Source organism: Pseudomonas rhizosphaerae (genome assembly GCF_000761155.1).
Classification (GTDB): Bacteria; Pseudomonadota; Gammaproteobacteria; order Pseudomonadales; family Pseudomonadaceae; genus Aquipseudomonas; species Aquipseudomonas rhizosphaerae.
This window is the reverse complement of record NZ_CP009533.1, coordinates 661,001-673,895: the sequence shown is the minus strand read 5'-3', so window position 1 is coordinate 673,895 and position 12,895 is coordinate 661,001. Positions and strand designations below refer to the sequence as shown.

12 protein-coding genes are annotated in these 12,895 nt (G+C 62.9%); 7 read left to right on the top strand and 5 right to left on the bottom strand.

What is annotated here, in order from left to right; all coding sequences use genetic code 11:
• Window positions 1-11 precede the first annotated feature (11 nt).
• On the top strand, window positions 12-668 hold the full coding sequence (locus LT40_RS03065) for an alpha/beta hydrolase (RefSeq protein WP_043186345.1): 657 nt from the start codon (window positions 12-14) through the stop codon (window positions 666-668).
• A gap of 164 nt (window positions 669-832) precedes the next feature.
• Complete coding sequence (gene rhlB / locus LT40_RS03060) at window positions 833-2,272, top strand: ATP-dependent RNA helicase RhlB (protein WP_043186343.1); 1,440 nt, start codon at window positions 833-835, stop codon at window positions 2,270-2,272.
• A 65-nt stretch (window positions 2,273-2,337) separates the two neighbouring features.
• Here the strand turns inward: rhlB and moaE are convergent, their stop codons facing one another.
• The 3 genes from moaE to moaC are packed head-to-tail and all read right to left on the bottom strand — an operon-like array spanning window position 2,338 to window position 3,501.
• On the bottom strand, window positions 2,338-2,787 hold the full coding sequence (moaE, locus tag LT40_RS03055) for a molybdopterin synthase catalytic subunit MoaE (protein WP_043186340.1): 450 nt from the start codon (window positions 2,785-2,787) through the stop codon (window positions 2,338-2,340).
• 1 nt (window position 2,788) lies between these two features.
• Window positions 2,789-3,031, bottom strand: coding sequence for a MoaD/ThiS family protein (locus LT40_RS03050; RefSeq protein WP_043186338.1), 243 nt, complete (start codon window positions 3,029-3,031; stop codon window positions 2,789-2,791).
• Window positions 3,028-3,501 (bottom strand): cyclic pyranopterin monophosphate synthase MoaC, encoded by a 474-nt coding sequence (gene moaC / locus LT40_RS03045; protein WP_043186336.1) that lies wholly within the window; start codon window positions 3,499-3,501, stop codon window positions 3,028-3,030. The genes LT40_RS03050 and moaC overlap by 4 nt, the downstream gene beginning before the upstream one ends.
• A gap of 241 nt (window positions 3,502-3,742) precedes the next feature.
• Between moaC and LT40_RS03040 the strand changes: the two genes are divergently transcribed.
• The 4 genes from LT40_RS03040 to LT40_RS03025 all read left to right on the top strand — a co-directional run bounded on the left by LT40_RS03040 (window position 3,743) and on the right by LT40_RS03025 (window position 8,758).
• Window positions 3,743-4,225, top strand: a complete 483-nt coding sequence (locus LT40_RS03040; RefSeq protein ID WP_043186334.1) for a CS1 type fimbrial major subunit — start codon at window positions 3,743-3,745, stop codon at window positions 4,223-4,225.
• Window positions 4,226-4,305: 80 nt separating this feature from the next.
• Window positions 4,306-6,822, top strand: a complete 2,517-nt coding sequence (locus LT40_RS03035) for a TcfC E-set like domain-containing protein (RefSeq protein ID WP_237749281.1) — start codon at window positions 4,306-4,308, stop codon at window positions 6,820-6,822.
• On the top strand, window positions 6,819-8,024 hold the full coding sequence (locus tag LT40_RS03030; protein WP_043186331.1) for a hypothetical protein: 1,206 nt from the start codon (window positions 6,819-6,821) through the stop codon (window positions 8,022-8,024). Before LT40_RS03035 ends, LT40_RS03030 begins: the two co-directional genes overlap by 4 nt.
• An 8-nt stretch (window positions 8,025-8,032) precedes the next feature.
• Window positions 8,033-8,758 carry a pilus assembly protein gene (locus LT40_RS03025; protein WP_043186329.1) on the top strand — a complete coding sequence of 242 codons (726 nt, stop codon included), beginning with the start codon at window positions 8,033-8,035 and terminating at the stop codon, window positions 8,756-8,758.
• Window positions 8,759-8,794: 36 nt separating this feature from the next.
• Here LT40_RS03025 and LT40_RS03020 read toward each other — a convergent pair whose 3' ends face one another.
• A complete protein-coding gene (locus LT40_RS03020; protein WP_043186327.1) occupies window positions 8,795-10,189 on the bottom strand; it encodes a PhoH family protein in 1,395 nt (464 codons plus the stop codon).
• A 353-nt stretch (window positions 10,190-10,542) separates the two neighbouring features.
• Window positions 10,543-11,649, bottom strand: coding sequence for a polysaccharide deacetylase family protein (locus LT40_RS03015; RefSeq protein ID WP_043186325.1), 1,107 nt, complete (start codon window positions 11,647-11,649; stop codon window positions 10,543-10,545).
• Window positions 11,650-11,807: 158 nt separating this feature from the next.
• On the opposite strand from LT40_RS03015, the gene LT40_RS03010 reads away from it, so the two are divergent.
• Entirely contained in the window at window positions 11,808-12,881 is a 1,074-nt protein-coding gene (locus LT40_RS03010) for a polyamine ABC transporter substrate-binding protein (RefSeq protein ID WP_043186323.1), read from the top strand.
• Window positions 12,882-12,895 lie beyond the last annotated feature (14 nt).

Sequence of the window (12,895 nt, the reverse complement as noted above, 5' to 3'; positions counted from 1 at the left end):
ACGGAGCAACCATGACTGACCCCTTGATCATCGAACCGAACCACACCGCCGATGCCTGTGTCATCTGGCTGCACGGCCTGGGCGCGGACAGATACGACTTCTTGCCCGTGGCAGAAGCCTTGCAAGAAAGCCTTCACAGCACGCGCTTCGTACTGCCCCAGGCGCCAACCCGCGCGGTCACCATCAATGGCGGCTACGCCATGCCCAGCTGGTACAACATCATTGCCATGAACCCTGCGCGGGCCATCGACCAAGGTCAGCTGGAGGCGTCTGCGCAGATGCTTTGCGGGCTGATCGAAGAGCAGCAGGCCAGCGGAATCCAACCGGAAAGGATCTTCATTGCAGGCTTTTCCCAAGGCGGCGCGGTGGCCCTGCACACGGCCTACATCAGCTGGAAAGGTCCGCTGGGGGGCGTGCTCGCGCTGTCGACCTACGCGCCCACCTTCGACGACCAGGTTCAACTGGCCGCCAGCCAACAGCGTATTCCGGCGCTGTGCCTGCATGGGCAAAACGACGAAGTGGTGATCAATGCCATGGGCCGCAGCGCGTATGAATACCTCAAAGGCTGGGGCGTGGACGCAGCGTGGCGGGAATACCCCATGGGTCACCAAGTGTTACCGCAAGAGATCGCCGACATCGGCGAGTGGCTCGCGCAGCGGTTGCACTAACCGCCGCCCTCCTGGGAGCGCGACACCCGTGGGAGCGGTCATCGGCCGCGAAAGGAATACCGCCGAGCATCAGCCAGACCGCATCCCGCACTCTTCTACCGTCGTGCTCGATTCTTGCATTACACTGCCTGACGTACATTCCTTAACCAATCGATGAGAAGCCTGTGCTCAAAGCACTCAAGAAGATGTTCGGCAAAAGCGAGGCGCAACCGCTTGCAGCCGACACTGGCGCCACCCGCGTCCTGCCCGTCGACAGCCAAGAATCGACCCCGCCGTCCGCCTTTGTGGCAGCGCCCACCCCTAGCCCTGAACCCGAAGCACCCGCGAAGGCGACCTTCGTTGATGAAAAGCCTGCGCGCGCGCGGGTAGCCAAGCCGGTGCCGCCCGCCTGGAGCCGTGCCGACTTTCAGGTCGAACCACAGGAAGGCAAGACGCGCTTTCACGACTTCGCGCTTACCGACGAAGTGATGCACGCCATCCACGACCTGGGGTTCCCCTACTGCACGCCCATCCAGGCGCAGGTGCTGGGCTACACGCTCAAGGGCCGCGACGCCATCGGCCGTGCCCAGACCGGCACTGGCAAGACCGCCGCTTTCCTCGTCTCGATCATCTCCCAACTGCAACAGACGCCGCCGCCCAAGGAGCGCTTCATGGGCGAGCCGCGCGCGTTGATCATCGCACCGACCCGCGAGTTGGTGGTGCAGATCGCCAAGGATGCCGCAGGCCTGACCAAGTACACCGGTCTGAACGTGATGACCTTCGTGGGCGGCATGGATTTCGACAAGCAACTCAAGCAGCTCGAAGCCCGCCACTGCGACATTCTGGTCGCGACCCCTGGTCGCCTGCTGGACTTCAACCAGCGCGGCGAAGTCCATCTGGACATGGTCGAGGTCATGGTGCTCGACGAAGCCGATCGCATGCTCGACATGGGCTTCATCCCCCAGGTGCGCCAGATCATTCGCCAGACGCCGCCCAAGCAGGAGCGCCAGACCCTGCTGTTCTCGGCCACTTTCACCGAAGACGTGATGAACCTGGCCCAGCAGTGGACCACCGATCCGGCCATCGTCGAGATCGAGCCGGAAAACGTAGCCAGCGAATCCGTCGAGCAGCACGTGTACGCCGTGGCCGGCAGCGATAAATACACGTTGCTCTACAACCTGGTCACCAGCAACGACTGGGAACGGGTCATCGTCTTCGCCAACCGCAAGGACGAGGTTCGCCGGATCGAGGAGCGCCTGGTACGCGATGGCGTGAATGCCGCACAGTTGTCTGGCGACGTGCCGCAACACAAGCGCATCAAGACCCTGGAAGGCTTTCGCGAAGGCAAGATCCGGGTACTGGTGGCCACCGATGTGGCAGGCCGCGGTATCCACATCGACGGCATCAGCCATGTGATCAATTTCACCCTGCCCGAAGTGCCGGACGACTACGTTCACCGCATCGGTCGTACAGGACGGGCCGGCACCAGTGGCGTGTCGATCAGCTTCGCCGGCGAAGACGATTCCTATCAGCTGCCGTCGATCGAGGCGTTGCTGGGCCGCAAGATCAACTTCGAAATGCCATCAGCCGAGCTGCTCAAACCGGTGGAACGCAAGCGCTCCTGACTCACCGCGCCGCCCTTTTGTGGGAGCGGGCTCTGCCCGCGAAAGGGCCTCCGCCGACCCTCAGATCACTCCCAGCGCTGGGCCGCCTGCTCGTCGCTCTCTCGCCCCTGCACCCAGCGCGGGCCATCCTCGGTATTTTCCTTTTTCCAGAACGGCGCGCGGGTCTTGAGGTAGTCCATGACGAAATCACAGGCCTGGAACGCCGCCTGACGATGGGCGCTGGCCACACCGACGAACACGATCGGCTCGCCCGGTTCCAGTGCACCCACCCGGTGCAGAATCTCCAGCCTGAGCAACGGCCAGCGCTGCGCCGCTTCGAAAACGATCTTGTCCAAGGCTTTTTCAGTCATGCCCGGATAGTGCTCCAGCAACATCCCGCGCACTTCGAGCCCATCGTTGAAATCGCGCACGTAGCCAACGAAACCGACCACGGCGCCCACCCCGGTATTGGCCTGATGCAAAGCATTGAGCTCGGACCCCGGGTCGAACGGTTCGTGCTGTACGCGAACACTCATGTCAGCCTCCGGTCACGGTTGGAAAGAACGCCACTTCGTCGCCGTCGAACAGCGGCTCGGTCAACGCGCACATCTCCTGATTGCGTGCACACATGAGCCCCTTCTCCCCCAGCACCTGGCGATCACCGCGCAGGATGAGGAACTCACGCAGGGCATCGACACTGGCGAACTCGCCGGTCACGACTTCCTCGCCGGTACCCAGCACCTCACGATAGCGGGCGAAATACAACACGGTGTATTTCATGATGCGTCCGCCTTGAAATGGCCGCTCTTGCCGCCCTGCTTTTCCAGCAGCCGCACCTGTTCGATGACCATGCCGCGGTCGACCGCCTTGCACATGTCGTAGATCGTCAAGGCCGCCACACTGGCCGCGGTCAATGCCTCCATCTCGACCCCGGTCTGCCCGGCCAGCTTGCAGCGCGCGGTGATCAACACGCTGTCTTCGCCGTCGGCCACCAACTCGACCTTCACGCCGGTCAACATCAGCGGATGACACAGGGGAATCAGATCACTGGTTTTCTTCGCCGCCTGAATGCCGGCAATGCGCGCCACGGCGAACACATCACCCTTGGGGTGCTCGCCCTCGACGATCATGCGCAGGGTCGGCGGCAGCATGCGCACGCGCGCCTGGGCCACGGCTTCGCGGAACGTCACGGCCTTTTCGGTGACATCCACCATATGGGCGCGGCCTTGGGAATCGAGATGGGTCAGCACAGCGTTACTCCTGTTCCAGAAGCGGCGATTGTAGCCCCGCAACCGGCGGTGTGCGCAAACCCGAAACGCCATGTTGTAGGACGATTCCTACGAAACTTGGGATGCTTCTGACTTTTTCACCGGCCAGACCTCTGCACACTTCTCCTTGCGCCGCCTACCGACCGGGTTCGACTTCGGCTCAGGTCCGGTCGAGACGCAGCGCGCACTCGCTGCTCATATCGAAATCAAGGAGTTGTACCCGATGAAATCCGCATTCCTCGCCCTGCCCCTGGCCATCCTGATGGCCGCTCCAGCCATGGCCGTTCAGCGCATCGACCATACTGTCACCGTGACCGCCACCGTACCGACCGACAAGTTCATCGTCGAACCTCTGGGCGGCAACTGGATGAACGAACCGCAGAACATGAGCTTCAAGCCTGCCGATGGCAGCCTGGAACCCATCCGCAAGCAGTTGACCATGAAAAGCACCAGCGGCGAAATCAAGGCCAAGCTGCTTACCACCCCCTCCATGACCAGTGGCAGCAGCACCATCGGCCTGGACGTCAGCATCGGCGGCCGCCGCCTGAGCACCAGTGCTGAAACCGTCTCCAACGTGGCCGACTCCGCCGCAGGCACCGTGGTCGACTTCCTCGTCACTGCGGGCACCAAGCCAAGCGCCGGGTATGTCCCGGGCAGCTACCAGGGCATCGTCAACCTGGTGTTCGAAACCCCTGATCCGGTCTGATCGCCGCCCGCTTTCCATCGTTCATACGGCCGCCGCTGTTGCCTGCGCGACACCGGCTGGCCCAAGACCTCGTGGTACCCATGACTGCACATGCCCTATCGATGCCAAGCGGTGCGCGCATCGCTTCGCTGCTGGTGCTGACCCTCATGCCTGGCCTGTCCATGGCCATGACCCCGGCCACGGGCTCGGTGGGGGTGCTGAGCCAGGCGCAAGGCTTGCCCGCCGAGTTCAACGAGCATTTCTTCGACGTTCCGTTGGCGGTGCGCATCGACCTGGACGGCCAGCCCCTGGGCGAGGCGCTGATCGCACTGGATCGCCGCGATCGCGTCCAGCTCGTCGAATTCGTCGACAGCGACGGCGAGCCGTCCTTGCAGCCGCTGCGTCAACGCTGGGCGGCCCAACTTGCCGATCCAGTGCCACTGGGCACCTGCGTCAACGATTGCCGCAACGAATTGCTTGCCCTGCATTACAGCTTGCACGACTCGCGCCTGTCGATTCTGACCCGCTCGGTCGAACGCAGCACCGATTCCCAACGCTATCACGCCCTGCCCGAGCACGGCAGCCAGGGCCTGATCCTGCGTAACCAGCTCAATATCTCTGCCGGCCAACAGGAGCAGACAGGTCGCTATGCCCTGCAAGGCCAAGGCAGCCTGGGCGACTGGACCGCCTTGGGGCAGGTCCAGGCCGACCGCAGCCAGGACAGTCGCCAAGGCACCCGGCGGCGTGTCGACCAGTTGTACGCCGAACGCCTGATAGAAAACCACTTCTACCGCCTGGGCTACTTCATGCCCGATTCCCAGGGCCTGGCGCGCCAGCCTCGGACCCTGGGCGACAGCCCGGATACCGCGCTGGGCGTCATGTTCGGCAGCAGCGACAGCCTCGCGGTGAGCAGCGCCAGCCCCAGTGCCACACCGATCTACGTAACCCCGACGCGCGCCGGGGTGGTGGAAATCTACCGCGGCGGTGTGCTGATCAATAGCCAGCCGGTCCAGCCGGGGCTGCAAGCCATCGATACCAAGGTACTGCCCGGTGGCATCTACGACGTCGAAGTGCGAGTACTCGAAGACGGCCGCGTAACGTCCAGCAGCGAGGCGTTCATCTACAAGCCATCGAACTGGAGCAATCCGGACGAACGCTGGCGCTACAACCTGTACCTGGGGCAACGCAGTACCTTGCTCAGCAACTGGGATGAGGATCGCGACAACAGCCTCAGCGCCGGCGCCCTGTTCAACTACCTGGCCCACTCCCGCGTGGTGCTGGGCGGTTCGCTGCAGCGTGTCCGGGGTTTCGATCAGTACGGCGTGTCGGCCGATTGGGACGCACTGCAGAGCCTGAAACTGTACGCCAACCTGTTTCATACCGGTCAGCACGGCCAGGGCTATGACCTCCAGGCACTGTGGAACTACGACGCCGGCAACCTGGTGTTGAGTCGAAGCCAGAGCTGGCAGCAATACCCAAGGCTGCGTGGGCAGCTCGAGCGAGCGCCGGCCCAGCAGGTGATTCAAACCTCGGCGGCCTGGATGCACCGCATCGACCAGCGCTGGAGCGCCAACGCCCGTATCGCACGCAGCGACGGCCTGTATGGCGGCAACGCACTCGACCTGGGCGTGACCTACCATGGCAAGCTGCTCGGCTCGGACGCCAACTGGCGCACCTCGGTATTCGACCGGCCCGGTTCCATCACCACCGGCGGGCACCGCAATCGCGGCGTCGACTTCACCCTGAGCATGAACCTGGGCCAGGACGGCCGCCGCCTGTCCGCAACCCTGGGCAGCCGCACGGCGCAGGATGGCAGCCGCGATCACAACGTATCGCTGACCTACCAGCAGGCCTTGCAGCACCACACCCTGCGCAACGTCTCGGGCACGCTGACAGCCGATCGCTATGGTGCAGGCTTTGCCACCAATGCGCAGTTCCAGAACAACGCCGTGTACGGCGACGCCTACCTGCAAAAATCGTCCCTGGACGACGGCCTGAGCGGTGGCCTGAACCTTGAAAGCACCCTGGCCACCGACGGTGACAAGATCGCCGCCAGCGGTCTCTTCCAGGCCTACGAGGCCGGCGTGATCGTCGATGTGGAATCCGATATCCAGGGCCTGAGCCTGCGTGCCGACAGCCCGCAGAGCTTCGGCGCAACCTTGTATCCAGGCCGCAACGTCATGCCGGCCGGTGCCTATCGTCCGGGCCAGGTGCAACTCGACTTCCAGGGCGCCGACGCCCACGCGGCGGTCATCCAGCCCTCCTCTTTCAGCTACCACCTCAACCGTGGCGGCGTGACCTACCAGAAGATCCGCGTGATGCGCACCGTCACCGTACTGGGCCGCCTGCTCAACCACCGTGGCGACCCGATCAAGGGTGCCATGGTGATCAACCACGCCAGCCGCAGCCTGACCGAGGCCGACGGTTTTTTCGCTGTGGAAATGAGCGAATCGACGCCCACCCTGGAAGTACGCCGCAGCGGTGCACGGCTGTGCTTTCTGAAGCTGGACGAAAAGCACGCCCAGCGTGAAAACGAAGTGCTGTTGGTGGGCGACCAGCAATGCAGCGCAGACAGCCTGGCCGCCAACGGTGGCGCTTCAGAAGGAGAGGCAGGATGAATCGGCTATCGAACAGGCCTCATGCGGCGGCAGCAACCCTCGGCAAGCTTGCACTGCTGGTCTTGCCGTGGTTTTTCACTCAAGCGGCGCAGGCGAACGAAACCGTGATCACCGCGCGCATCGAGGGTACCCAGTTCATCAACACTACCCGGCGGGCGCAATGGTGCAGTCAGTTCGCCAGCGGCGGGTATTGCACGAACCGTGACTGGGGCATCGATCTGCCCATCACCTACACCAAGGTCGTGGACGTCAACTCGGCGGACGACCGCAACAAAGTCTATGTCAAGCTCCCCGCGCGCCAGGCCATCACGCTGCAAAACCAGGACACTGGCCAGACGGCGAGCATGTCGATCGCCTTCAACCATTTCAGCCAACGGGTCAGCTGGCGCAACGAAACGGTACTGGCCGCCCCCAGGGGTGGCTGTGGCGGCCTCGGCGGCATCGGCAGTGCCCCAGGCGTATGGTCCCAGCACCTGTGGTACACCTTGAACGAGACTAACCCTACACCTTGTTATTCGTCGAAATCCGGCAACTCGATGGTGGAGAACTCACAGGTCAGTCAAATAGGCGTCAGCATCCGACCAGAGTTTCCCGCGCCCGCCTCCCTTAACCCAGGGCGCTGGGAAGGCGTCATTGATTACCCAGTAGGGCCTGGCCGCGGTTTCGACTTCGGCAACCTGACCAGCGCCAGTACCGACGTCATTCGCTTTCGCGTGAGCTTCGTGGTCCAGCCGGACATTCGCGTGGACTTCCCCGACAATGGTGCCGAGCTCAAGCTCATTCCGCAGGGCGGTTGGGCCGCTACGATGAACTCCAGCAGGGCACCCGAGCGGCTCTATTACGACTCTCCTCTGCGCCTGTGGGCAGCCTCGCCGTTACGCGTCTACCTGGGTTGCCAGTTGCCGAACGCCGCAGACGGTCGCTGCAACTTGCGTTACACCACAACCCGGGCGGATGTGCCCATGGACACCCAGCTTACCCTGCCCAGCACCTTTACCCACAACAACCAGCCGGTGAACCGACTGTCGCTCAGGCACGGCGCGGCGCGGGCCAAAACGATCGTGCCCTCCGGGAACATCACCAATGCGGCAGGCATGCTGCACTTCGAAGTCAGCGGCGCCGACGCCGCGAAGATGCTGCTCAATCCGGGCGCCAAGTACAGCGGCACGGTCACCATCATCTACGACGCCACCATCGCCTGAGGTCCACCATGAGACACCTGTTGCTACTGCTTGCCCTTGGCACACCGGCAGCCCACGCCGGGCCGGAACTGAACATCGGCAGCCTCTACGAATACCTGGACGAGGGCCGCAGTACCTCGCTCAAGCGCATCTACAACAACGGCGACCATACCGCCTTCGTCAAGGTCACCGTCGCCGAACTGGTGTATGGGGCCGACGGCAAGGCCACCGAAGTGTCGCTCGACGGCCTGCCAGCGGGCGAACGCAGCCTGATTGCCAGCCCTGCGCGGCTGATCGTGCCGGCCCAGGGCATGCAACAGGTCAGGCTGCTGTACCGCGGCAAGCGCGAGGCCGAGCGCTACTATCGCCTGCGTTTCATTCCGGTGCTGCCGGAGGCCAGCGACGGCTTTGGCTTGAACGCCGAGCAAGCCAAGCAGTACGACGAAGCCCTCACGGCGGGGGTGAATATCCTGGCCGGCTTCGGCGCCGTGGTGTTCGTCAAGCCGACGCCCACGCGCTATGTCACCGACGTGGTGCACGAAGCCAACAGCTTCGTCATCCCCAATGACGGCAACGCCACGCTGGTGATCGATCATTTCAACGACTGTGCCCCCGACGGCAAGGACTGCAAGCCGCCCACCAAGCATCACGTACGGCCCGGCAAGCGCCTGACGTTCGACAAGGAGGCGGGGCGCGTCTATCGATTCGTGCTGGAAAAAGGCCAGGAGCGTCAGGAAGTGCAATTCAACGGCTGAACCGAGCGGTGCCGCAAGGCACCGCCAGTTTCAGGTTTACAGATGGGACTCGGCATACTCGGCGAGGATCGAGCGAGGCACACCTTGCAACGTGATGTGCACACCCTGCGGGAAGTCCTTGAAACGCTCCGTGAGGTAGGTCAGGCCTGAGCTTGGGGCCGACAGGTAGGGGGTGTCGATCTGCGCCAGGTTGCCCAGGCAGATCACCTTGGAGCCAGTGCCGGCCCGGGTGATGATGGTTTTCATCTGGTGCGGGGTGAGGTTCTGGCATTCGTCGATCAGAATCAGACTGTGCTGGAAACTGCGGCCGCGAATGTAGTTCAACGATTTGAACTGCAGCGGCACCTTGCTCAGGATGTAGTCGACGCTGCCGTGCGTGTTCTCGTCGTCCATGTGCAGGGCTTCGAGGTTGTCGGTGATGGCGCCCAGCCAAGGCTCCATTTTCTCCGCTTCGGTACCGGGCAGGAAGCCGATTTCCTGGTCCAGCCCCTGCACGCTGCGAGTGGCGATAATGCGCCGGTAGCGCTTGGTCACCATGGTCTGCTCGATGGCCGCCGCCAGTGCCAGGATGGTCTTGCCCGAACCCGCCGCACCGGACAGGTTGACCAAGTGAATATCCGGGTCCAGCAAGGCGAACAAGGCCAGCCCCTGGTAGATGTCACGCGGCTTCAGGCCCCAGGCTTCCTGGTGCAGCAAGGGTTCCTGGTGCAAGTCCAGGATCATCAATTCATCGTCCTTGATGCCCTTGATCCAGCCGACGAAGCCCTGCTCGTCGATGATGAACTCGTTCATGTGCACCGAGGGCAGCAGCTCGCTCAACTGCACGCGGTGCCAGGTGCGGCCGTGGTCCTGACGGGTCTCGACCTTGCTCACGCGGTCCCAGAACGAGCCGGTCACATTGTGGTAGCCACGCGAAAGCAGCGATACGTCGTCGACGAGTTGGTCGGTGCTGTAATCCTCGGCGGCAATGCCGCAAGCGCGGGCCTTGAGCCGCATGTTGATGTCTTTGGTGACCAGAATCACGCTCAGGTCGGGGTGACGGGTGTGCAGGTCGATCAACTGGTTGATGATGATGTTGTCGTTGAGGTTCTGCGGCAGCAGGTTCGATGGCTCGGGGCGCTTGTCCATGAGGATAGACAGAAAACCCTTGGTGCTGCCGTTGACGCGCATGATCGGCACACCCGATTCGACCACCGCCGGCGACGCATCGCCCAGGGTCTTGTCGATCAGGCGAATGGCCTGCCGACATTCGGCAGCGACGGTCTGCTTGCCATCCTTGAGTTTGTCCAGTTCCTCCAGAACGGTCATGGGAATGGCGACACGGTGTTCTTCGAAATTCAGCAGGGCATTTGGATCGTGGATCAGTACGTTGGTATCGAGCACATAAAGGATCGGCTGATTGGAAGAGGTGCTGCGTCCTTGTTCATCCATACTCGGTCACCTTTTTGGGAGCCTGACAACGCAATACCTGGACGGTGCTGCGCCGTGAAAAGGCCGCCGGATTCCCGCATCAAGGAGCAGGACCTGCGCACAGGTGGAGAGTCTCTGGAAGACGCCACCTGTGATGCAGGGTTCGGCGGTCTGTCTTCGTAATACCGCAAAACCCATGAAGAAAAAACGCACTTTACGGTTTTTTGATGTTTATTTTTCAGCCGTGCGAATAACGCTTGGCGGCTGGGACATACGCCGTTAGAGTCCGAAGTTGACCTACCCATCATCATCTCGCCAAATTTCTCCGCAAACCTGCCAAGCCCCCGCAAAACCTGACGTTTACGGCCTCACGCTCACCGAACGTCGGCACACGCCTGCCAGGCGATGTCGGTCTGGGCGGTTTCTCGCATCAACCAGGGCACTGCGGTCTGCGCCTTGGCCAGGGTGTCGTGAAACACCACGATCCCCCTTCGCCACAGCAGCATCAGGCTGAGCGTCCGCTCGCCGGCCTGCTGGGCCGTCAGACGGCTGTCGTCGTCCATCGAATCGATGTTCCACAACGCCACCTTCAGACCGGCACCGGCGAAGAATCCACCACTGTCGGCGCGGCGCTGACCGTACGGCGGGCGGAACCAGGGCACGTAGCTGTCCGGCAGGTCGGCCTGCAGCAGGGCGATGCTGCGCAGCACCGAGTCCTGCCACTTGTCCCATTGCCCATGGGACACGTACTGCCAACCCAGGGTCGCCACGCACTGGCCGGCATACAGCGCCTGCAACTGGGCCACCGAGGTCTTCTCGGCACGCGCCTGCAGGGTTTGTCCGGGCACAAAGAACGTGGCGCTCAGATCCTGAGCGCGCAGGTAGCCGGTCAACGCATCGGTGGTGCCATCGACCGGGCCGGGGCCGCCGTCGAAGCTGAGCAGGAAGGTGCGGTCGGCAAAGCCGTTGCCATCGAATTCCTGCTCCGACAGCAGCTGCACTTCGCTGGTGGTCTGCGGCGACACGGCAGCCAGGCGCAACAGTTCGTTGAGGTAAGCCTCGCTGAACACCTGGCCCGGTACGGCAAAGCCTGCATAGAAGGATTCGGGATCGATGCCCAAATCGGCCGCCTGGGTGCGCAGCTCGCTTTCGCTGTCGATGGCGTAGCAGAACGAGGCATCCTGCTCGCAGCTTTGCTGGGCCAGGTCGAAGTTGGCCCAAAGCCGCTGCCACAACCGCTGGCGCAGGTCGTTGATGGCCAGCAGGTTGATCTGGCGCAGGCCCAGCCGTGTGGTCAGTTGTGCTTCGTCCTGGCTTTCGCTGGCCAGCAGCGAACGGGCGAACAGCAGTATGTGCGCCCGCGACGCGACGTCGAACAGCACCGGCGAATCGATGCGCTCCGGCCAGTGGCTGCGTTCCAGGGTCGCCACCGACGGCGCGGCAACGGCGGCCTGTGTGGCGCACACAGCGGCGGCCAGCATCCATGATAACCAACGCAACGGCGATCTCCTCGATGACGGGTGCGCCGGCACTATACCGTTGTCGCGGCATCGCGCGCAGCTCTATGCAGCACGGGGCCTTCCCCCACCTCGATTCTATGATTACAGTAGGCGATCAACGGCGGCTCAGGAGTTACCCCATGCGTCACTTGGCCCTCGCCGCACTGATGCTGGCCACGCCCATGGCGTTCGCCGCCGGCACGGTCAACATCTACAACTGGCCCGACTACATCGCCCCCGACACCCTGTCCAACTTCCAGCGCCAGACCGGCATCGAAACCCGATACAGCTTGTTCGACAGCAACGACACCCTGGAAAAGCGCCTGCGCGAATCGCCCGGCAAGTACGATGTGATATTCCCTTCCAATCACTTCATGAACCGCCACATCAGCGCCGGCAATCTGAAGCCACTCGATCGCACCCGCCTGCCGAACTGGAAGTACCTCAACCCTGCACTGCTGCGCGCCCTGGAAATCAACGATCCCGGCAACCGCTATGGCTTTCCGTACCTGTTTGGCGTCAGCGGCATCGGCTACAACGTCGATCAGGTCCGGGCGGCGCTCGGCAACGATGCCCCGGTCGACTCCTGGGACCTGGTGTTCAAGCCGGAGAACATCGCGCGCCTGCAGAAGTGCGGCGTTGCCATTCTCGACATCGGCCCCGAACTGCTGCCCATGGCTCTGAACTACCTGGGCCTGCCCTCGCACAGCCAGAACCCGGCCGACTACGACAAGGCTCGGGCGTTGCTGTTGAGCATCAAGCCCTACGTACGCTATTTCGATTCGGTGGAGTACAGCCATCAGTTGGCCGAGGGCAAGCTGTGCGCGGTGGTCGGTTTTTCCGGCGACGTGCTGCAGGCGCAGACCCAGGCCAGGCGAGCCGGGAAAGGCGTGGAAATCGAGTTCACCTTGCCGCGGGAGGGTTCGACCATGTGGTTCGACATGGTCGCCATCCCCGCCGACGCCCCGAACGAAGACGCGGCGTACACCTTTCTCAACTACCTGCTGGACCCCAAGGTCATGGCCAACATCACCAACAGCGTGCACTACGCCAATGGTAACGAAGGCGCCGATGAGTGGGTCGATCCGGTGCTCAAGCGCGATCGAAGGATCTACCCCAGTGCCGAGGTCATGAGCAAGTTGTTCCTGCTGCAACCCATGCCGACCGAGATCGAGCAGCTACGCACCCGTATCTGGAACCAGATCCGCCACTGAGGCCCACGTGGGGT